General features: G+C 47.6%; 23 protein-coding genes and 1 other annotated feature. Of the genes, 14 read left to right on the forward strand and 9 right to left on the reverse strand.

Annotation, left to right across the window (positions count from 1 at the left end):
- Window positions 1-33 precede the first annotated feature (33 nt).
- Window positions 34-336 carry an urease subunit gamma gene (locus tag AC3WTJ_RS27445; RefSeq protein WP_326060405.1) on the reverse strand — a complete coding sequence of 101 codons (303 nt, stop codon included), beginning with the start codon at window positions 334-336 and terminating at the stop codon, window positions 34-36.
- A 284-nt stretch (window positions 337-620) separates the two neighbouring features.
- On the opposite strand from AC3WTJ_RS27445, the gene urtA reads away from it, so the two are divergent.
- The 7 genes from urtA (at window position 621) to gerQ (ending at window position 7,017) form a co-directional block, all read left to right on the forward strand.
- Complete coding sequence (gene urtA / locus AC3WTJ_RS27450) at window positions 621-1,883, forward strand: urea ABC transporter substrate-binding protein (RefSeq protein ID WP_492524501.1); 1,263 nt, start codon at window positions 621-623, stop codon at window positions 1,881-1,883.
- Window positions 1,884-1,980: 97 nt separating this feature from the next.
- Entirely contained in the window at window positions 1,981-2,886 is a 906-nt protein-coding gene (gene urtB, locus AC3WTJ_RS27455) for an urea ABC transporter permease subunit UrtB (RefSeq protein WP_157319655.1), read from the forward strand.
- A 21-nt stretch (window positions 2,887-2,907) separates the two neighbouring features.
- On the forward strand, window positions 2,908-3,984 hold the full coding sequence (gene urtC, locus AC3WTJ_RS27460) for an urea ABC transporter permease subunit UrtC (RefSeq protein ID WP_492524502.1): 1,077 nt from the start codon (window positions 2,908-2,910) through the stop codon (window positions 3,982-3,984).
- A gap of 46 nt (window positions 3,985-4,030) precedes the next feature.
- Entirely contained in the window at window positions 4,031-4,828 is a 798-nt protein-coding gene (gene urtD, locus AC3WTJ_RS27465; RefSeq protein WP_492524503.1) for an urea ABC transporter ATP-binding protein UrtD, read from the forward strand.
- Window positions 4,821-5,516, forward strand: coding sequence for an urea ABC transporter ATP-binding subunit UrtE (urtE, locus tag AC3WTJ_RS27470; protein ID WP_492524504.1), 696 nt, complete (start codon window positions 4,821-4,823; stop codon window positions 5,514-5,516). The genes urtD and urtE overlap by 8 nt, the downstream gene beginning before the upstream one ends.
- 229 nt (window positions 5,517-5,745) lie before the next feature.
- Window positions 5,746-6,438 carry a response regulator transcription factor gene (locus AC3WTJ_RS27475; RefSeq protein WP_492524505.1) on the forward strand — a complete coding sequence of 231 codons (693 nt, stop codon included), beginning with the start codon at window positions 5,746-5,748 and terminating at the stop codon, window positions 6,436-6,438.
- A 138-nt stretch (window positions 6,439-6,576) separates the two neighbouring features.
- Window positions 6,577-7,017: a spore coat protein GerQ gene (gene gerQ, locus AC3WTJ_RS27480; protein WP_246239099.1), complete on the forward strand. Its 441-nt coding sequence runs from the start codon at window positions 6,577-6,579 to the stop codon at window positions 7,015-7,017.
- A 58-nt stretch (window positions 7,018-7,075) separates the two neighbouring features.
- Here gerQ and AC3WTJ_RS27485 read toward each other — a convergent pair whose 3' ends face one another.
- Window positions 7,076-7,366, reverse strand: coding sequence for a hypothetical protein (locus AC3WTJ_RS27485; RefSeq protein ID WP_492524506.1), 291 nt, complete (start codon window positions 7,364-7,366; stop codon window positions 7,076-7,078).
- Between the two features lie 86 nt (window positions 7,367-7,452).
- On the opposite strand from AC3WTJ_RS27485, the gene AC3WTJ_RS27490 reads away from it, so the two are divergent.
- Window positions 7,453-8,436 (forward strand): metal-dependent hydrolase, encoded by a 984-nt coding sequence (locus AC3WTJ_RS27490; RefSeq protein WP_157319661.1) that lies wholly within the window; start codon window positions 7,453-7,455, stop codon window positions 8,434-8,436.
- 122 nt (window positions 8,437-8,558) lie between these two features.
- Here the strand turns inward: AC3WTJ_RS27490 and AC3WTJ_RS27495 are convergent, their stop codons facing one another.
- Window positions 8,559-8,786 carry an alpha/beta-type small acid-soluble spore protein gene (locus AC3WTJ_RS27495; protein WP_127453002.1) on the reverse strand — a complete coding sequence of 76 codons (228 nt, stop codon included), beginning with the start codon at window positions 8,784-8,786 and terminating at the stop codon, window positions 8,559-8,561.
- A gap of 153 nt (window positions 8,787-8,939) precedes the next feature.
- Here AC3WTJ_RS27495 and AC3WTJ_RS27500 point away from each other — a divergent pair, with 153 nt between their 5' ends.
- Window positions 8,940-9,122: a DUF5325 family protein gene (locus AC3WTJ_RS27500; protein ID WP_127453004.1), complete on the forward strand. Its 183-nt coding sequence runs from the start codon at window positions 8,940-8,942 to the stop codon at window positions 9,120-9,122.
- 67 nt (window positions 9,123-9,189) lie between these two features.
- On the opposite strand, the gene trpS is transcribed toward AC3WTJ_RS27500, so the two are convergent.
- Complete coding sequence (gene trpS, locus AC3WTJ_RS27505) at window positions 9,190-10,173, reverse strand: tryptophan--tRNA ligase (protein WP_127453005.1); 984 nt, start codon at window positions 10,171-10,173, stop codon at window positions 9,190-9,192.
- Window positions 10,174-10,256: 83 nt separating this feature from the next.
- Window positions 10,257-10,527 (reverse strand) — a binding site (T-box leader).
- 126 nt (window positions 10,528-10,653) lie between these two features.
- On the opposite strand from trpS, the gene AC3WTJ_RS27510 reads away from it, so the two are divergent.
- Complete coding sequence (locus tag AC3WTJ_RS27510) at window positions 10,654-11,751, forward strand: permease (protein ID WP_492524507.1); 1,098 nt, start codon at window positions 10,654-10,656, stop codon at window positions 11,749-11,751.
- Between the two features lie 49 nt (window positions 11,752-11,800).
- Here the strand turns inward: AC3WTJ_RS27510 and ilvD are convergent, their stop codons facing one another.
- The 3 genes from ilvD to AC3WTJ_RS27525 all read right to left on the reverse strand — a co-directional run bounded on the left by ilvD (window position 11,801) and on the right by AC3WTJ_RS27525 (window position 14,741).
- Window positions 11,801-13,486, reverse strand: a complete 1,686-nt coding sequence (gene ilvD / locus AC3WTJ_RS27515; RefSeq protein ID WP_127453007.1) for a dihydroxy-acid dehydratase — start codon at window positions 13,484-13,486, stop codon at window positions 11,801-11,803.
- Window positions 13,487-13,600: 114 nt separating this feature from the next.
- Window positions 13,601-14,242, reverse strand: a complete 642-nt coding sequence (rnhA, locus tag AC3WTJ_RS27520; RefSeq protein ID WP_492524508.1) for a ribonuclease H — start codon at window positions 14,240-14,242, stop codon at window positions 13,601-13,603.
- Between the two features lies 1 nt (window position 14,243).
- Window positions 14,244-14,741 carry a hypothetical protein gene (locus tag AC3WTJ_RS27525; protein ID WP_492524509.1) on the reverse strand — a complete coding sequence of 166 codons (498 nt, stop codon included), beginning with the start codon at window positions 14,739-14,741 and terminating at the stop codon, window positions 14,244-14,246.
- A gap of 157 nt (window positions 14,742-14,898) precedes the next feature.
- Here AC3WTJ_RS27525 and AC3WTJ_RS27530 point away from each other — a divergent pair, with 157 nt between their 5' ends.
- Window positions 14,899-15,135 carry an alpha/beta-type small acid-soluble spore protein gene (locus AC3WTJ_RS27530; RefSeq protein ID WP_127453012.1) on the forward strand — a complete coding sequence of 79 codons (237 nt, stop codon included), beginning with the start codon at window positions 14,899-14,901 and terminating at the stop codon, window positions 15,133-15,135.
- 124 nt (window positions 15,136-15,259) lie between these two features.
- Here AC3WTJ_RS27530 and AC3WTJ_RS27535 read toward each other — a convergent pair whose 3' ends face one another.
- On the reverse strand, window positions 15,260-16,267 hold the full coding sequence (locus tag AC3WTJ_RS27535; RefSeq protein ID WP_492524510.1) for an ABC transporter substrate-binding protein: 1,008 nt from the start codon (window positions 16,265-16,267) through the stop codon (window positions 15,260-15,262).
- A gap of 187 nt (window positions 16,268-16,454) precedes the next feature.
- Here AC3WTJ_RS27535 and AC3WTJ_RS27540 point away from each other — a divergent pair, with 187 nt between their 5' ends.
- Together AC3WTJ_RS27540 and AC3WTJ_RS27545 are read left to right on the forward strand one after the other, a co-directional pair.
- Complete coding sequence (locus AC3WTJ_RS27540; RefSeq protein ID WP_492524511.1) at window positions 16,455-17,477, forward strand: FecCD family ABC transporter permease; 1,023 nt, start codon at window positions 16,455-16,457, stop codon at window positions 17,475-17,477.
- Window positions 17,474-18,523 carry a FecCD family ABC transporter permease gene (locus tag AC3WTJ_RS27545; RefSeq protein WP_492524512.1) on the forward strand — a complete coding sequence of 350 codons (1,050 nt, stop codon included), beginning with the start codon at window positions 17,474-17,476 and terminating at the stop codon, window positions 18,521-18,523. The genes AC3WTJ_RS27540 and AC3WTJ_RS27545 overlap by 4 nt, the downstream gene beginning before the upstream one ends.
- Window positions 18,524-18,590: 67 nt before the next feature.
- On the opposite strand, the gene AC3WTJ_RS27550 is transcribed toward AC3WTJ_RS27545, so the two are convergent.
- Complete coding sequence (locus tag AC3WTJ_RS27550) at window positions 18,591-18,959, reverse strand: O-methyltransferase (RefSeq protein ID WP_492524513.1); 369 nt, start codon at window positions 18,957-18,959, stop codon at window positions 18,591-18,593.
- 286 nt (window positions 18,960-19,245) lie between these two features.
- Between AC3WTJ_RS27550 and AC3WTJ_RS27555 the strand changes: the two genes are divergently transcribed.
- Window positions 19,246-20,496: a methyl-accepting chemotaxis protein gene (locus AC3WTJ_RS27555; RefSeq protein ID WP_492524582.1), complete on the forward strand. Its 1,251-nt coding sequence runs from the start codon at window positions 19,246-19,248 to the stop codon at window positions 20,494-20,496.
- Window positions 20,497-20,529: the final 33 nt, after the last annotated feature.

A 20,529-nucleotide genomic window follows, 5' to 3' on the forward strand; every position in this document is an offset into this window, starting at 1 on the left:
GTCTCGCCCCTTTCGATCGATTCATCCATTTCGTTAGGTAATGGGTTGGTGAACCGTCACCAGCTTCGTGCCATCGGGAAATGTAGCTTCTACCTGTACGTCATGAATCATCTGAGGAACACCTTCCATAACCTGCTCGGCTTTCAAAATGGTCGTACCGAACGTCATCAACTCGGCAACCGTCATGCCATCTCTGGCGCCTTCCATAATTTCAGATGTAATTAGTGCAATACTTTCGGGATAATTCAGCTTTACGCCTCTGGCCAGTCGCCGCCTTGCTAAGTCTGCAGCTACTGTAATGAGGAGCTTTTCTTTCTCACGTTCGGTTAAATGCACATCATCACCTCTTCAAAAACCGAATAATAGGATTCTTTTACACTTATTATATTCGGATATTTCATGCTTGTAAATCTTTAATGTCATATTAATTAACATAAACAACTTGATTTTTCTAATAAATTTCCACATTTTATATATCAAGCACAAAGATTCTGCATTTTCCTGTGCATGGATCACAAAATGAAAACCGATATATGTCATGAATATTGACATTAACCTTTTACCCATTTTATCATAAGCCTTGTAATCCAAATCTTGTAAGTAAGGGAGTGGGACGAAGAATGAGAGAGATAAGAAACAAAGGGAAACTCACCGTCGCTTTAAGCATGGCATTGATGTTGGTCGTGGCAGGCTGTGCAAAGTCGGAGCCTACTGCATCCACCGCAACAACGAAAGCGGCAGAAGTCAAAGCGGAAACGAAAGACGAGACTGTACCTGTTGGTATTCTTCACTCTCTGACGGGCACGATGTCCATTAGTGAAGTATCTGTACGAGATGCGGAGTTAATGGCGATTGATGAAATTAATGCAGCTGGGGGACTCTTAGGCAAAAAACTAAAGCCCGTCATTGAAGACGGCGCATCCGATTGGCCTACTTTTGCAGAGAAAACTAAGAAGTTACTGCAGAAAGACAGTGTTGTGACGATTTTCGGTTGCTGGACGTCAGCCAGCCGTAAAGCGGTCCTTCCGGTCGTCGAGCAAAATAAAGGATTATTGTGGTATCCGGTTCAGTATGAAGGCGTCGAATCCTCACCAAACATTTTCTATGTAGGCGCAACAACGAATCAACAAATCATCCCCGCTGTAACCTGGCTCCTCCAAAACAAAGGCAAGAAGTTCTACCTCCTCGGTTCTGACTATGTTTTCCCAAGAACAGCCAACAAAATTATTAAAGAGCAGCTGAAAGCCGAAGGCGGGACCCTTGTCGCTGAAGAGTATACGCCGCTTGGCCACACCGATTACAACACAATTATTAGCAAAATTAAAAAAGAGAAGCCGGATGTTGTTTTCAATACGCTCAATGGCGATAGCAACGTAGCTTTCTTCAAACAATTGAAAGACGCTGGCATTACGGCCAAAGACTTAACAACCATGTCGGTTAGTATCGCTGAGGAAGAAGTTCGCGGTATTGGAGCTTCCGTTCTGGATGGACACTACACAGCTTGGAATTACTATCAAACAACGGATACACCGGAGAACAAAAAATTCGTTGAAGCCTACAAAGCGAAATACGGCAAAGACCGCGTAACGGATGATCCGATCGAAGCCGGTTACACCGCCGTGTACCTGTGGGCGGAAGCAGTCAAAAAAGCAGGTTCCTTTGATGTAGAAAAGGTAAAAGCGGCGGCCAAAGGCATCGAATGGAATTCACCGGAAGGTAAAGTCACCATTGATGGCGAGAATCAACATATTTCCAAAACAGCGCGTATCGGCCAAATTGGCGCTGACGGGCTCATTAAAGAAGTATGGAATTCCGGTCAACCGCTCAAGCCGGATCCTTTCCTCAAAACGTATCCATGGGGCGGCGAAGTAACGAAGAAATAAGGCTTACCGATAGGATTGCTCTTGAAACCAGGTCTGCCTGACGGCAGCCCTGGATTTCATTATTTTATTCGGGGTTCACTAAGGGGGAAGCATCGTCATGAGTTTGCTGCTGCTTCAATTATTCAACGGCCTAAGTCTCAGCTCCATCCTGCTCCTGATCGCTATTGGGCTCGCCATTACATTCGGGCTTATGAATGTCATGAATATGGCTCACGGTGAGTTTATTATGATCGGAGCTTATATGGCCTATCTGGTCCAGCACGGGTTCCAGAAATTTCTGCCCGCCTCAGCTTTCGGCTGGTATTTCGTTGTTTCGCTCGGGGTCGCCTTCGCTGTAGCCTTCCTCGTCGGGTGGCTGCTGGAGGTTTGCCTCATACGATTCATGTACGGCAGGCCTCTAGACAGCCTGCTTGCCACATGGGGCGTCAGCTTAGCCCTGCAGCAGCTGGCCAGATCCATATTCGGCGCGCCCAACGTCGCAGTGAAAGCTCCCGAGTGGTTGGAAGGCGGACTCCGCCTTACAGCGGACCTCACGCTGCCTTACAAGCGCCTCTTCATTATTGCGTTGGTCGCGCTGTGTATCTTCGTAATCTATATGTACCTATATCACTCAGCAGGCGGCAGACGGATGAGAGCCGTGATGCAGAACCGCCAAATGGCTGCCTGCCTTGGTATTTCTACACGCCGAGTAGATGCGCAATCTTTCGCTTTTGGCTCTGCAATGGCCGGCATTGCCGGATGTGCGCTAACCTTGGTCGGACCTATTGGACCAACGATCGGCACGTATTACATCGTTGACGCCTTCATGGTTGTTGTGCTTGGCGGCATCGGGAAGCTGATTGGTACAGTCGCCGGAGCTTTGGGCATTGGCGTGTTCAATACCGCATTGGAGTACACAACCAGCGCGACAATTGGCAAAGTACTTGTCTTCACACTGATCATCGCCTTCTTGCAATGGAAACCGATGGGACTTGTGACGATCCGTTCAAGATCCTTAGATTGAAGAAAGGATGTGGCATCTTCCATGCTTTTCGCCGGACAATCCAAGTTGAAACTGATGGTTTACACCGTTTTTTTAATCGTGTTGGCTTTTGCGCCACTGTATTTGTCTGACTTCCGCCTTTCGCTTCTCGGCAAGTTTCTCGCCTATGCCATTATTGCCATGGGAATTGATCTGATTTGGGGTTACACCGGAATCTTGAGTCTCGGTCATGGCGTATACTTCGGGCTCGGCGCCTACTGTATGGCGATGCATCTGAAATTAGCCGCGAGTCCGGGAGAACTGCCTGATTTCATGTCCTGGAGCGGTGTAGAAAGTTTGCCTTGGTTCTGGATTCCCTTCCATTCGGCAGGCGCAGCTTTTCTGCTAGCCCTCATCATTCCTATGATGGTCGCCTTCATTTTAGGTTATTTTACCTTTCGCAACCGGATTAAAGGCGCCTTTTTTTCCATCCTGTCGCAAGCTCTCGTCATTATTACAGTGACCTTATTTGTTGGCCAACAAGGCTACACAGGGGGAACGAACGGGCTTACGAACTTTGACTCCTTTTTAGGCTTAAACCTGCAAGCAGAGTCAACAAAGTTGCTCTTCTTCTATCTCACCTTAGCTGTTGTTGCCATCGTGCTAATCCTATGCAGCCTGCTCGTCACCAGCCGTATGGGCAATATTCTGACCGCCATCCGCGATGGAGAAAACCGGGTACGCTTCATCGGCTACAATCCGGTTACGTACAAAGTTTTCATATATTGTGCTTCTGCCGGATTGGCCGGACTCGCCGGCGTGCTCTTCGTGCTTCAAGAAGGGATCATTTCCCCCGCTCAGATGGGGATTGTTCCCTCTATCGAAATGGTGTTATGGGTCGCTATCGGGGGACGTTCCACCATCGGAGGCGCCGTTCTTGGGGCTCTCGTGACCAACGCCGCCAAAACAACGTTCAGCGAAGCCTATCCCGCTTGGTGGCCTATCATGCTCGGCGCGATGTTCATTATTGTCGTGCTTTTACTCCCCAAAGGAATTGTCGGCACCATTACCCATTACACTTCCAATTGGAAGAAACCTCTGCTGCCCAAGCCGATTTCTTCCTCGCAAGAAGCCAGATAACCTGGCCCGCCATTTGTTTCATGAATAAAAGAAGGAGGAACCTCCCATGCTCGGACAATTAGCAGAGCAACAACCTGTGCCTGTGCCTGGCGCAAAAATATTAAGCGTAAAAGGGCTCGAGGTCAGCTTCGACGGTTTTAAAGCCTTGCGCAATCTCGACTTTTCCTTGGAATACGGCGAGCTTCGCTTTCTCATCGGGCCCAACGGGGCCGGTAAAACAACGCTCCTGGATGTCATTTGCGGGAAAGTGAAACCTTCGTTAGGTGAAGTTTTTTTCAAAGACACCATTGATCTTGCCAAGCATCAAGAGCACCAAATCGCACAGCTCGGGATTGGACGCAAATTCCAAGCCCCCTCTGTCTTTTCAACTTTAACGGTATTTGAAAATCTAGCCTTATCCATGAAACAAAAGCGCGGACTTCTCAGCGCGCTCTGGGCCAAAACGACCAGCGAGCAGCGGGATCGCCTGCACCAAAGACTTGCTATGATCGGCCTGCAAAGCAAGGCCAAAGAACGCGCCGGCTCCCTTTCCCACGGGGAGAAGCAGTGGCTCGAAATCGGCATGCTGCTGATGCAGGAGCCTGATCTTCTGCTTCTCGATGAACCGGCTGCCGGCATGACGGATAGCGAAACCGAGAAGACGGGCGAGCTGCTCCATGAAATCGCCGCAGATCAAACGATTATTGTGGTCGAACATGACATGGCATTTGTTCGTCAATTTGCCAAAACAGTCACCGTGCTTCATGAAGGTACCGTCCTTCGCGAGGGCACGATGCTGGATATCCAGAATGACGATAGGGTTGCTGAAGTTTATCTGGGAAGGAGAGTGGAGCGCGGTGCTTAATCTTCAAAATATCGAAGCCGGTTATGGGGAAAGTATGGTCGTTCGCCAAGTAAACTTACTTGTGAAGCCTGGACAGATCGTTTGTCTAATGGGACGTAACGGCGTAGGCAAGTCAACGCTCATGAAGAGCATTATGGGTCTGGTTAAACTGGGGTCTGGTTCCATTCACTATAACGAGCGGGACATCACGACCCTTCCTCCGGATCAACGCGCAAAATCGGGCATCGGTTATGTGCCGCAAGGCCGAGAAATCTTCCCTCAGTTATCGGTTGAGGAAAACTTGCTGCTCGGCCTCGAAGCCGCGACAGACGGGAGAAAGAAGCTGACCGAGTCCCTCTTTGACACCTTCCCCGTTCTGCGGCAAATGCTGCACCGCAAAGGGGGAGACCTCAGCGGCGGACAGCAGCAACAGCTGGCAATCGCCCGTGCTCTGGCTGCCGGTCCGAAACTTCTGCTGCTGGATGAACCTATGGAGGGCATTCAACCTTCCATCGTGATGGAGATTGAGGCCATTATCGAATCCATTAAACGGAGAAGGGAGATAGCCGTCTTATTGGTCGAGCAAAGCTTGGAGTTTGCCACGAGCATCGCGGATTATTATTATGTCATAGACCGGGGGACGGTTGCCGCCGAAGGTCATGCCGAGCAGTTGAGCGAAGATCAAGTTCGAAAGCACTTAACCGTATGAATTCGTTCCTGAATGCTCACCCTACCATAGGAAGCTGGATTACTTGACCTAACTTTAGGCATCAAGTACCATCCAGCTTCCTTTTTTCTTTTTTGAAAAGAAATCGAAATTATTGCCTAAAAACTGGACGGCACAAAATGGATAATGATAACATGTTACATATAGGATCGAATGTTGCGTCCGGCATATCGAGCACCGAGCCTTTTGAAGGAAAAGGAGGGGAACGTTTATGTCTAAAGTTTTAATTATTGAAGATGATCTAAGCATTGGTGAAATGATGTCCATTTATTTGTACGAAGAAGGTTATCAAGTCATGCGGGCGGAGAATGGCCGCCAAGGAGAAACCTTGTTCCGGGATTTCAATCCTGATGTCATTGTTCTTGATATCATGCTGCCAGATGTTGACGGAATCCAGCTATGCACTTCCTTCCGAACAGCTTCGACTATACCCATTCTCATGGTTTCGGCCAAAAGTGAAGTTTCCGACCGAATCAAGGGTCTGCAAACGGGAGCAGATGATTACTTATGCAAGCCTTTCTCCATGAGAGAATTAGCTGCACGGGTACAAGCCTTATTGCGCCGTTCGACCGCTTTTGCCCATGTCGCAGCTGCCGCAGCCGAGCCCTTAACCAATCAGATCGTCTACCTGGATCTCGAGAAACGGTGTCTTTTTGTACATAACAAATTAATTGAGACCACGTTCTCCGAATTCGAGATTATGAAACTATTATGGCAAAATCAAGGCCGTGTTTACAGCCGCGAAGAGCTGCTCAACCGGGTACGCGGTTTCGATTCCTATGTTACCGAGCGCGCCATAGATGTACATATCGCAAACCTTCGCAAAAAAATAGAAACCGACCCGAAAGAACCGAAATATATTAAAACCGTCTGGGGTGTCGGATATAAATTTTTACTGAGTTAAGCTCCCTTTTGGAGCTTTTTTATTTTGCAGATGAACGGGGAAATCAGTCACCAAATGGGCGAATGCACAATATGATGAGGTGTATGCTTCACAAGAAGAAAGCTTCCACAAGGAAAGCTCCAAGGAGGATTTACAGTTATGTTGAATAACCCTTACAAAATTGGCAATCAAGCGCAAATGCCAACATTCAGCGGAACTCCATACCCAGCCTACCCGGTTCCAACAGCAATCACGAACAAAATGGTTCCAATGCAGCCTAGCGGCTCCACGCTGCCACCTACAGGAACTGGCCTGCAAACCGGTGTAAACGTGCCTGGCTTACCGATGGAAGAATCTTATATCGAGAATATTCTGCGGCTTAATCTTGGCAAAATGGCTACGCTCTACATGACATACGAAAATAACTCGCAATGGAATGCCAAAATTTTCAAAGGCAAATTGGAAGCAGCAGGACGCGACCATATCATCATCAGCGATCCGGCTACAGGCATGCGCTACTTACTGCTTATGGTGAACCTGGACTACATTACATTTGACGAGGAATTAAATTACTACTATCCCTATGCCAACAGAAAATAATACGGATGCTACACCTTAATAAACCGCTAACCTTAACCAAGGCAGCGGTTTTCTTTTGTTATTTAATTGGTGTAAAATGCCACATATGCAGCTTGCTTAATCCGCCTTTGACCCACTTTTCCCACGCAGCCAGATTGTCCTGCCCTCCGCCTTGCTGCAATCGTTCTTCCTTCATAGCCATATATTCATCTCGGCTCACTTCGCTCCAAATTTCTACAAAAAGTCCTGCCTGGTCCGTTCCCTCCAATACCTCCAAACGCCCTTCCCGCTTTTGCCACTCCTGCATATAGATGAGAAAAGAGTCCCGATATTCGGGATTTATGGCATACTCTACAAAAACTTTAGACATTTTTAGATCTCCCTCTGATTTATTTTTTACTCCAAAATGGTAAACTAATAAGAAGACGGAAAATGACCTTAGGAGGAGAAACCCACTTGGACACAGGAACACATCTTGTTATTGGCTTAGGGTTAGCAGGACTGTCGCAGATTGATCCCAGCGTTTCCGCGGATTCAGCCGCTACAACTGCTGTCTTCATCGGAACCGTTATCGGTTCACAGATTCCGGATGTGGACGGGCTGCTTCGTTTCAAGAACAACGCCACGTACATCCGCAATCATCGCGGTCGTTCCCACTCTTTGCCGGCTTTACTGATTTGGACGCTACTCATCACTGGTGCACTCGCTTTATTTTTTCACGGAGTCCCTCTGCTGCATCTAGGAATGTGGGTAGGGATCGCAGTTTGTTTTCACGTTTTCAGTGATTGTTTCAACACATATGGTACACAAGCGATTCGGCCTTTTTCTGAAAAGTGGGTATCGTGGAACATTATCCATATCTTCGATCCCTTTATCTTTTCGAGCCACATAGCGGCTATCTTCATGTGGTCCTTCCACGTAGCTAGTCCAAAGCTTGTTTTCCCAACCTTATATGGCATCATCGCCCTTTACTACATTTGGCGCACGCTTGACCATTACATTGTAGAAAAAGGCCTTTACCGGAAGGATCCGACTTTCCAGCATGGCGATCAGTACACGCTTATTGTAACATTCAACCTCTACGTCTGGAATGTCGTAAAAAGAAGAGCGGACGGCACTTTCCAGCTGGGCGAGCTTAAAAATTCCAAGCTCAAATGGTTGGATACCGTGAGATGTGAGGATCATCCAGCCGTCGAAGCTTCCAAGAAGCATGAAGACATTCAGGCTTTGCTGTATTTCTCATCGTTCACCTGTGCGGAAGTGAAAGAACATCGCTGGGGTTACGAAGTCAGATGGGCCGATGTGCGTTATCGCCACCGTAAGCAATATCCGTTCGTTGGCGTCATCCATATGGACCACAATTTCAAAACGCTCGATTCTTACGTAGGCTGGGTCAACGACACCAGACTGGAAAAGAAACTTCGAGTTGATCTCTATTAAGCGAAGAGACGCGCGACATGGCGCGTCTTTTTCTTTTCCGCGAAAAAAAGCCCAGAGGTTTTTTAGGCCTCTGAGCTTTTATATTACAATAATCGGGAAAACTAATAACGGGTTATCGCTTCTTAGCTGCGGAAGCCGGATTGGCCAGCTAACGTTTGCTCAGCGATTTGCACTAGACGACGAGTGATGTTACCCCCGATTGAACCTGCATCGCGAGTAGCCATATAGCCCATGTAACCATCTTGAGGAATTTGGATGCCCAGTTCTTGAGCTACCTCATATTTCAATTGATTTAGAGCTGCTGTAGCTTGTGGAACGGCCAAAGTGTTGCTGTTACGAGATTGTGCCATAAGGATCAGACTCCTTTCAGTCAGCTATGATCTTTGATGTATTTGCAAGCTTGCAAACATAGTATGTGGAGGAAATGAATTTATATGCACAGCGCTCAAAAAAGTTTAGAATAAGAAGACACTGTTTAAACTTCTAGAAAGTAGGTCACGTTCATGAGTAAACCGCTCGCGCTTTTATTCGCTATAATCGGCACGCTTCTGCTTGCCTCCATCTCCCTATTTATCGCACTCCGGCAGCCATGGATGATTCTCGTTTGCACGATCATCGCGTTAGGCTTTATCGGTTATGGCTTTGCCGTTAAGGCAAAAATTCGCAAGAGAAATTCCCGGCCGTAACCACGACGGCTGCACAAAAAAAGAGCTCAACAGCCATTACCGCTGTTTGAGCTCTTTTCGTACTTTTTTAGATGACTACGAAGCCCATCCGCTTCTTCACTTCAAGCAAGGTTTCATTAGCGACTTCAGCTGCCTCTTCCGCACCTTTTTTCAAAATATCAAAGATCTCACCGGAACGGCGAATCTCCTGATAGCGCTGTTGAATCGGCTCGAGGACAGCCACGATTTGCTCTGCCAGATCCTTTTTGAACGGTCCGTAACCTTGGCCATCATAGCGGGCTTCAATCTCAGCTACACTCATCTCAGCAAAATGCGAGTAGATCGAGATCAGATTACTAACCTCCGGTTTATTCTGCGGATCATATTTCACTTCACGGCCAGAATCTGTCACGGCACGGCTAAGTTTCTTACGGATGACAGACGGGTCATCGAGCATGGCAATGTAGCTTCCAGCATTTGGACTGCTTTTGCTCATCTTCTTGGAAGCATCGTCCAGGGACATGATTCTTGCGCCAATCTCCGGCATATAAGGCTGCGGCATCACGAACATATCGCCAAAACGGTTGTTAAACCGGTTAGCCAGATCGCGAGTAAGCTCCAAATGCTGCTTCTGATCGTCCCCAACCGGGATCAAATCGGCATTGTACAAGAGAATGTCTGCCGCCATGAGCGATGGATACGTAAAGAGGCCTGCGCCAACGGATTCCTTGCCTTCCGATTTATCTTTGAACTGCGTCATGCGCTCAAGCTCGCCCATATGCGTCAGTGTCGTCATTATCCAGCCGAGCTCCGCATGTGCGTGAACATGGGATTGCAGGAAGATGGATGCCTTATTCGGATCTAGCCCCGCTGCAATATAAAGCGCAGCAATGGACTCCGTTTGTTCTTTCAGCGCTGCAGGATCCTGCGGCACCGTGATTGCGTGCATATCCACCACCATAAAATAACAACGGTGCAAATGCTGCAGCTTCACATAGTTGCGAAGAGCGCCGATATAATTTCCAATTGTCAGCTGGCCGCTGGATTGCATGCCTGATAATACTCGTTTCATTGTGAAATCCCTCCACATTCCTCATGAAATTTGCTTTCTTGTACGTTTAACAGTTAAAAAAGACAACAAAAAGGCCTCTCCCCGCAAGGGACGAGAGACCGTGGTACCACCCTAATTTGTCCATGTATGAGCATAAATTGCCGCATAGACCTTCAGGCTCTTGTAACGGAGAGCAGCCGTTCGGCATACTTGTCAGATTCGGATGTTCTTCCGGCCTAGGTTCCGGCAACCTTCATCTGTGTTCAGCCTCAAGCTCAAGGATCCATTCGGTTTGCTCGTTACACCGGTTCGCACCAACCACCGGCTCTCTGAGTAACGGGATACAAACGTACTTGTTCCTGTCATCGCTTATTGATTTTATATAATTATACACCTTGACTTTCCATTGTCAACCAAGGTCTTTGTCCTATCTTTGCCTGCATGGACATAGGATAGATAACATACAATCCTATCATCAACGGGCAAAGGGGTGTCACTGCATTGTCATCAACACTATACCGGTGGAGTCTTCCCATCTCCACGGTGATTTGCGCATGTCTTCTCATCCTCATTCTTACGACCAGAGAGCTTCCGCCAATGGCGCCGATCCTGAAAGATATCAAGCATGTATTCGCTGCTTTTATGGACATTTTCCTCGACGCCCTGCCTTTTATGTTCATGGGGGTCCTGCTCTCCACCGTCGTTGAAAACTTCATCCCGGAAGCGTTCATCCGGCGTATGACACCCAAGCATCCGCTTGGCGGCATTCTGTTTGCCTGTGTGTTGGGGATTATGTTCCCACTCTGCGAGTGCGGCATGATACCTTTCGTTCGCCGGCTTATGCGCAAAGGAATGCCTGTGTACATCGCCGTTATTTTCATACTCGTCGGACCGATTCTGAATCCGATCGTGTTCGCGTCTACCTTCATGGCTTTCCGCAGTGAGCCGGAAATGGCTTATTCACGCATGGGGCTCACCTTCGGTGTTGCGCTGGTTGTCGGTCTCCTCTTGACCCGCTTTCTGAAAAACAGTCCGCTGCGCCACGCCAATAGCGGGCATGCGGCAGAGCATATCCACGCGCATGAGCATCATGATCTTCATGATCATGAGCACCACCATCACCATCATGATCATAACCATGACCATAATCATGCTCACCACCACGATCACGGCCACAACCACTCTCACGGTGACAGCCGAATTGCCACCATGATCAGCCACGGCACATCCGAGCTGTATGAAATGAGCAAATACTTAATGCTCGGCGCTTTCCTAACCGCATTAATCCAAACCTTCGTCGCCCAAGACAGCTTATCCGCCATCGGCCAAGGGACATTCGTCTCACATGTCTTTATGATGGGTTTTGCCTACTTGCTTTCGTTATGCTCCACAACGGATGCCTTCGTAGCTGCCTCTTTCGCCAAGACGTTCTCTCCAGGCTCTCTGCTGGCTTTCCTCGTCTTCGGCCCGATGATCGATGTCAAAAGCACGCTGATGCTGTTATCGATCTTTAAAGCCCGTTTCGTGCTTACGCTCTCCATCGTTGTTGCGGTTACGGTTCTGACCGGTTCCTTGCTGTTTATGCATTTCTTTTTATAAAAAGCATATAAAAACGGCCAGAGCTCATAAGCCCTGGCCGTTTATTATTTTACCATTTCAGAATAGCTCCGGCACTCGCATTCGTTACCATTTTCGTGTAACGCGCCAAATATCCGGTTTTAATTTTCGGTTGGAACTCTTTCCAGCTTTCGCGGCGCTTCGCCAACTCTTCATCGCTGACTTGCAAGTTGATTTTGCGGCCATCCATATCGACATCGATAATGTCGCCGTCATGAACGAAAGCAAGTGGCCCGCCTTCAGCAGCCTCAGGAGACATGTGACCGATGGAGATACCGCGGGATGCCCCTGAGAAACGTCCGTCTGTAATCAAGGCAACTTTCGCGCCTAGACCCATACCAACGATTTGGGACGTTGGAGCTAGCATTTCCGGCATACCAGGTCCGCCTTTAGGCCCTTCATAGCGGATGACAACAACGTGGCCTTCTTTCACTTTGCCATTGGCAATGCCGTAAAGCGCCTCGTCTTGGGAATCAAAGCAGATCGCAGGACCTACGTGACGCCCGCCTACGGATTTGTCTACCGCTCCGACTTTAACGATACTCCCCTCAGGAGCAAGGTTACCGAACAGAACAGCCAGTCCGCCTCTTTCGCTGTGCGGGTTGCTTAGCGGACGAATGACGTCCGTATTCTGGATTTCACAACCAGCTACGTTTTCACGAATCGTTTGTGCTGTAACGGAAAGACGATCGCCATCGAAAGCGCCCGGCTTTTTCAAAAGCTCGTTAATAACCGCGCTAACGCCGCCGGCTAAATGCACATCTTCAATGTGATAATCGGATGCTGGAGCGATTTTGGCAAGGTGAGGAACACGCTCTGCCACTTCATTAATACGGGCAATCGGGTATTCGATGCCAGCTTCAGCAGCGATAGCCAATGTGTGAAGAACCGTATTCGTGGAACCGCCCATCGCCATATCAAGTGCAAACGCGTTGTCAATCGCTTCAATTGTTACGATATCACGCGGTTTAATGTCTTTTTCGATCAATGTCATCAATTGTTTCGCGCAGTCTTTCACGAATTGCTTACGCTCTTCAGCAACAGCCAAGATCGTACCGTTACCTGGCATAGCAAGGCCTAGACCTTCAGCCAAACAGTTCATGGAGTTCGCTGTGAACATACCGGAACAAGATCCGCAAGTCGGACAACCGTATTGCTCAAGCTCTTCCAAACCAGCTTCATCCAATTTACCTGCTTGGAAAGCACCTACGCCCTCGAAAACGGAGGACAAGGAAATGGATTTACCGTTTTTATCTTTACCGGCCTTCATTGGGCCACCGCTGACTAACATCGTAGGGATGTTAACGCGAAGGGCGCCCATGATCATACCCGGCGTAATTTTATCACAGTTAGGAATACAGATAAGACCATCGAACCAGTGCGCATTTACAACGGTTTCCAAGGAATCCGCAATAATTTCACGGCTTGGCAGGGAATAACGCATACCGATATGCCCCATTGCGATACCATCGTCAACACCAATCGTGTTGAACTCGAAAGGAACGCCGCCTGCTTCACGGATCGCTTCTTTCACCAGCTTACCGAATTCTTGCAAATGGACATGCCCTGGGATAATGTCTATATAAGAGTTACAAACCGCAATGAACGGCTTGCCGAAATCTTCCTCTTTAACGCCGGCTGCACGCAACAAACTGCGGTGTGGAGCGCGGTCGAATCCTTTTTTAATCATGTCGCTACGCTGTTTTGGATGAGCCATTCTCTATTCCTCCTAGATTACAATTCTTTTGTAAAAACAATGAATCTATCATATCACACTTTTCGTCAAAATTCTCCCTTTAGTGTACTGACGCGTCAATGTAAAAGCAAGGGTTTATTTTCTGCCAAAATCAGCCTTGATTTCTCCCCACTTTTTCGTGTCCCATTTCACGATCTTATTCGAGTAACTGTTCGTCCGAAGCCACTTCAACGCCCGGTCAACCAGCGACCAAATTTCTTCCGTCGAAGCGTCCCGCACCAAATTGGTCGAAACTTCCTTTTTGCGAATCCAGCTTAAAGCCGTGACCGAATCCGTATAGATGGTTTTGTTGCTGCCCTGTTTTTGCAAATAAGCCAATCCGTGCACGATCGCTAAGAACTCGCCTAAATTATTCGTACCTTTGGAAATGGGACCTTGGTAAAAAAGAATTTCTCCCGTCCGCGTGTCGACACCCTTGTACTCCACAATGCCCGGATTCCCGGAGCATCCCACATCCACGGACAGACTGTCATAGTCCACTTCCGGAGCTGTTTCAGGGGTAGCCGACTTATTGCCGGAAGCAGCGCCTTGCTTTCCTCCGAAATTCAGCGATTTCTGCCAGCCTTTCTCCAAAGCTTGACGCGCCTCCGCTTCGGACTCGTAGGATTTAAATCTCGCTTGCGGGAATCCTTTGGTCTGCGCCTGACAATCTGCCCACGATCGATAGATCCCTGGCTTATGCCCCACCCAAACGACATAATATTTTACTGCTGCCATCCTATTCACTCCGTCGTTGTTGATGTAATTGATGTACCAGCCCTTCAACTACTTTCACCGTATCTGCAAAATAGGGCCTATAGTCCAACCCTTTGATGAATGCCAAATAGGTTTCTCCGATCTCCAGAACCTCTTTCCTGTAGTGATCAGCCGGTATGTTGTGGGTCTCAAGCTCGCGGTATGTACCGTTTGTTCGCTCTTCAACCGAAATCAGCTGGATTTGTTCCTCTGGCAAATGATGCACGACAAATGAAAATCCCCTGCACTCCGGGTCTCCGCAGCCGCAAACAAAAAAAGGCATCTGCTCCCATTGATCCGGCGGCGCAAAGCGATTTGGCTCCGTATCTTTCAGTGCACTGTACAAAAGCGCAGGGAGCCCCACGTCGACGCATTGCGGTTCTTCAATAATCACGCTGTCGCCTACCGCCATGCGGACATCCGCCTGTATAATTTGTAAGTCTTTATCATGGGACCAGCCCTTTACAGATAGTTCAAACATAATTTCGCCTCCGCTCTCCCATTGCTTTTCTTATTATAACAAAGACTGTCCAATCCTGCTTTTTCGCTTTCCAAAATAATACCTAAAATTTCCAGTAAAAATGATGAGTATATTTTACAAAAGAGATTATACTACCTATTACTGGAGGTGATATCAGATGGCAGGACAATCTCGCAGCAGCAACTCTTTAGTTGTTCCACAAGCTACAGCAGCTTTGGATCAAATGAAATATGAAGTTGCTCAAGAACTAGGTATCCAGATTCCTCAAGACGGTTACTATGGCTACATGACGTCCCGTGATACAGGCTCCATTGGGGGCAGCATCACACGTCGCCTCGTTCAAATTGCTGAACAACAGCTGGCAGGCGGCAGCGCTAACAGATTTAGCAGATAACATCTCTCCCATACTTAACAAGTGAGGGCTTTCCTTGAAGCAGCTACGCTACTGCAAGGAGGCCCTCCTTTTTGCGTCCGGGAACCGAAAGAGGACTGCTCGCAAGAAGCAGTCCCCTCATTCATTAAGGTTTTACATCATAGATCTTGTACAGATCATCAAGCATAAGATTAGCTGCTTTCACACCGCCAGCTGTATTCCATGTTGCATCGTTCACTTTTACCAATTTATTTTCTTTCACAACTTTGAGGTTTTTCCAAAGCGGATCATTCATCCATTCCTGCTCTTGCTTCGTTCCTTTACCATCGCCAAGCTCATATGTAAAGTAGAACACGCGGTCCGCAGCATCCAATTCCGTCAAACGCTCTTTGGTAATATCCTCAAATGATTTCTCATCGCTTTTCGGATCCGAACGCGGGAATCCAATTTGTTGGAAAATTACACCTGTGAACATATTTCCATAGTAATAACGCGTTTTACCGCCCATGAAGCGGACAACAGCGACTTTCTCTTTCAGCTTATCGCCGGCTTTGCTTTTGAAATCGTTAATGCGTTTGTCGAAGTCCGCAATGATCTTGTCGCCTTCTGCTTTCTTGTTAAGCGCTTCAGCATACAGGGCGAAGTTACTTTTCCACTCACCGCGTAATGTCTCCGAATAAACCGTTGGAGCAATTGCTTTAAGTTGGTCGTACACTTTCTCATGACGCATTTTATTACCGATAATTAGATCCGGTTTCAAGGATGCAATCAACTCCAGGTTTGGCTGTGATTCTCCACCAACTGTCGTTACACCTTGCATATCGGCTTTGATATGATCAAACCATGGATTTCCATAGTAGGATTCAACGGCACCTACCGGTTTAACTCCAAGAGCGATAAGGGCTTCAGTTCCCTCATTCGTCAAAATAACAACTCGCTTCGGCTGCGCAGGTACAGCGGTTTCCCCCATCGCATGCTTAATCGTACGAGGAGCATCGGACTTAGCGGCTTCTTGCGGTGCTGCAGACGCAGGTGCGGATGCTGCCGGCTGAGCGCTAGGCTTTTCTCCACATGCTGCTAAAACAATAGATACAACAAACATAATGGCAACAAGAGCCCAAGCTCTTTTTAACTGTCTTTTTTTCCCAAACATCTTACTATGTTCCCTCCACACGTTTCAATTAATGATGTGATAACGATTATCATTATCTAACGTACATGGTACTCGCTTCCGCAGGTTCTGTCAATCGAAATTGATAATGATTCTCAAAATCGTTGACTTCCCCTGCCTTTCTCTTTAAAATAAACGAAGCATCTAATAAGGAAGCAGGCACTTATCTATGAATTCTTCAAATAACGAACGTCTATATCCTTTGTACAAAGGTATTGGACTGCTGGCAGCCCTTATCGTGCTTGCCGGGATGATGGTTTGCAGCGTCAGATTCGGTCTACATAGCTATACTTGGGCACAGGTCATGCAATCGTTTGACCATTTAACGAATCCTTCGAACGAATCCATCATTATTCAGACCGTTCGAATACCAAGAGCGTTAATCGCCGCACTCGTAGGCGGAAGCCTGGCTGTTGCGGGGGCGCTTATGCAAGCAATGACACGAAATCCACTTGCGTCGCCAAGTATTTTTGGCATTAACTCAGGCGCAGCCTTTGCCATCGTGTTGTCTGTTGGATTTTTCAATGTATCTAGTCTGACACAGTTCACATGGATCGCATTTCTGGGTGCTGCTGTGAGCTCAGCCCTCGTCTATGGGCTTGGCTCCTTAGGCAGAGATGGCTTAACGCCGATGAAGATTACGCTGGCGGGCTCAGCGATGACAGCCTTTTTTGCTTCGCTGACCCAAGGCATTTTGCTAGGAAATGGTAAAGCGTTTGACCAAGTCCTCTACTGGCTTGTTGGATCAGTTGAAGGAAGAACCATGGCCATGCTTCAATCGGTCTATCCTTATATTTTAATTGCATGGGTAGGAGCATTTTTACTTGCGCCGCACATCAACATCCTGTCCATGGGGGACGATGTCGCCAAAGGGCTGGGACAACGCACAATTTACATAAAATTCATTACCGCTGTCGTTATCGTCGTATTGGCAGGGGGCTCCGTCGCTGTCGCAGGCCCGATTGTTTTTGTCGGGATCATCATCCCGCATATCGTCCGATTCCTCGTAGGCATCGATTATCGCTGGGTCATTCCCTACAGTGCGATTCTAGGCGGCATCCTGCTCGTTGGCGCTGATGTCATCGCCCGCTTCATCGTTATGCCGAAGGAAGTTCATGTTGGCGTAACGACGGCCATTCTCGGAGTTCCCTTTTTCATCTACATCGCTCGCAAAGGGGGACTGCTGAAATGAGTCATTCCAATCGACATATGACGTTTCGAAACAAAGGTTTTTCCTATAGAGTCAGCAAGAAATCTCTCCTTGTATCACTGATCTTGCTTCTAGCAGTCATTATTGTCATGATCCTAAGCACAGGAATCGGCAGTATTTATATCAAGCCAGTTGAGGTCGTACGCGCCGTTTTCGGCTATGGGACGGATCCCAGCAACATGATTGTCCGATCCTTGCGTTTGCCTCGCGTGATTGTCGCTGTGTTAATCGGCGCATCCCTGGGTGTTGCCGGTTCCATCCTGCAAGGGATTGTGCGAAACCCGCTAACCTCGCCGGATACGATTGGTTCCACGGGTGGAGCTACACTCGGAGCGGTTTCGTTTTTCTTCTTTTTCTCGGATAAAATCAGTATTCACTGGCTGCCTGTTGCCTCCATTCTCGGCGCCTTCATCGCTACTTTGCTGGTCTACTCCCTCTCTTGGAAAAATGGGATTACCCCGCTTCGCCTTGTCCTGATCGGCACAGGATTCACAGCCGCGATGAGCGCGCTCTCTTATTTGATGATGATATCCGGACCTATCATTCTTGCGAATCAGTCGCTGACCTTTATGACTGGGAGCATCTACGGCGTCTCTTGGCAAAAGGCGGTCTACCCGCTTCTACCTTGGGTATCAGTGCTGATCCCGATCATCTTCTTATATGCGCGTCATATTACGGTGCAATCCTTAGGCGAAGACATCGCCCGCAATGTGGGCAGCAGCGTACAACGCCAGCGTTTTCTGCTCATCATTTTGAGCGTAGCCCTATCTGGCGCTGCCGTCGCATTCGGAGGAGCCATTAATTTCATCGGTCTCATGGCTCCGCATATCGCCCGCAAGTTGGTAGGACCCAGCTTCGGATCGCTGATTCCCGTTTCCGCGTTAACTGGTTCCTTACTCCTACTTCTTGCCGATCTAGCGGGACGGTTCGTATTCAAGCCGCTCGATATTCCAGCCGGCGTGTTCACAGCTGCCATTGGAGCTCCATTGTTTATCTATGTCTTGTATCGCAGCAGAAATCGCGGTTAACAATCAAAAACAGCAAACACCCCCGGTCATCCATGCGACCGGGGGTGTTTCTATTATAGGATAAGTGCTAAATCGTCTTGACCATGTTAGCCATATTATAATTGGTTTCAAACGTAATGCTTGCCGACAATATTCCTTGCCTAACCGTGAAATCAAAGTAAATTTCTCCGTGTGTCCAACTTTTCTTACGCTTCAACGATTCAAGCGCCATCTGACGAAAAGATTGATACTGAATCTCCGTGAGACCTTTGACCTTAATCTCCGGAAGTACACCGTCCTTGCTTTCGAACGGGAGATGCTTCACGCCAAACTTGCCAATTTCATTATTCCTGATGTGCACAAACACTGTACCTGAACTTACATGCGATAGCTCATCTTTAATCCTTCTAAACACCAAATCAATTTGTCTTGCAAGTGACATTTGATCTAAACTCATCATCTTCCCCCTTAAGTTTTTAAATTTTACTTATTATGTAAATTACGACTGTAGACCTATTATATCGACATAATTTACAAATTTCAACAATTTATTTTAATATTCTTAAAATTTCTACTATTCTTAATTCACCCTTTATATATACTACTTGTATTCATCGAATGCGAACGATATTTGTCGAATTTGTGTAGAATATTTCCAGATTCAATGTTATAATTTTCAAACATAGTCCATTATTCCTGCATACATAACAAATTTCGCAAGGGAGTCGGTCAATTTGGATAAAATGTCAACTTTATCTTTCAGAAAGAAATTACAGTTGGGCTGCTACGGGTTAATAGGTTTAAACTGTGTATTTCTGCTAGTCCTTACAATTTCTTCGGAATGGAACCGCTTACTAGGAATTATTTTCCTGGTTTTGCTCCTTGGGTTAAGCTACCCTTTCATTCGATGGTTTGAAAACCAATTGACAGAACCTGTGGCCGACCTGTCCCGCATTGCACTCAACATTTCCAAAGGCGACTTTTCTCAAAAGGTAACGGTAACGTCCGACGATACACTAGGTCAACTTGGCCAGTCCTTCAACAAAATGATCGACAAACTGCGTGATATTCTTCGCGATACAGGATCCATATCCAAGCAAGTTTTCCAAACCAGCCGTGATATTTACTCCAAGAACGAAAACTTCCGCACGGTCCTGGAACAAGTGAGCATTTCGGCCCATGAGCTGGCTGCCGGTGCCGGTCAAATTTCAGAAGAAGTATCCGGTGTATCGATTACGACCAAAGACATAGAAGTGAAGATTGTCAATTACGCAGGTTCCGCTAAGGAAATGAAAGATCGCTCCGATCAGATGATGACGCTGGTTGAGAAGGGGCGTACTTCCGTTGAAAGCCAAGGCGTCGGCATGAAGCGAAATGTAGAAGTCACGCAGCAGGTCTCCGAAACCATTGACATGTTGGCTCGTCAAGCGGCCGGTATTACCAACGTAACCCGCTCCATTTCGGAGATTGCTGAGCAAACGAACCTGCTATCGCTTAACGCCTCCATTGAAGCCGCCAGAGCCGGCGAGCACGGCCGGGGTTTTGCAGTCGTCGCACAAGAAGTGCGCAAGCTTGCTGAGGAGTCCACGTCCCTTACTCGTGAAGTGTTTGGCTTCGTCAAGAGCATTGAGCAAGGCATCCAGGAAGCCATTCGCAGCATTCAAGTCAACGAAGATGTCGTTAGAAAGCAAACCGTACTTATCGATCAAACCGAAACAGTCTTCGCTCAGATTGTCGATAGCGTTGGTTTTATCTCGGAAGAAATTAACCGCTTTGCCGAAGAAAGCGAACAAATGCTAGTCAGCTCCGAGCAAATTGCTGCTGCCATGGAGAACATCTCGGCAATCACGGAGGAATCTGCTGCAGGAACACAAGAGGTTTCGGCATCCATGAACGAACAGATCTCTACCGTCCAAGGCATTGTCTCTCAGGCTGAGGAAATGACGCGGGTTGTCACCCACCTGCAGCAAACCATTCAAGTCTTCAAGCTGTAAGATTAATCTTATACACACACAAAAGTGATGCCC

It is taken from the genome of Paenibacillus sp. FW101-FHT12H11 (assembly GCF_058790355.1).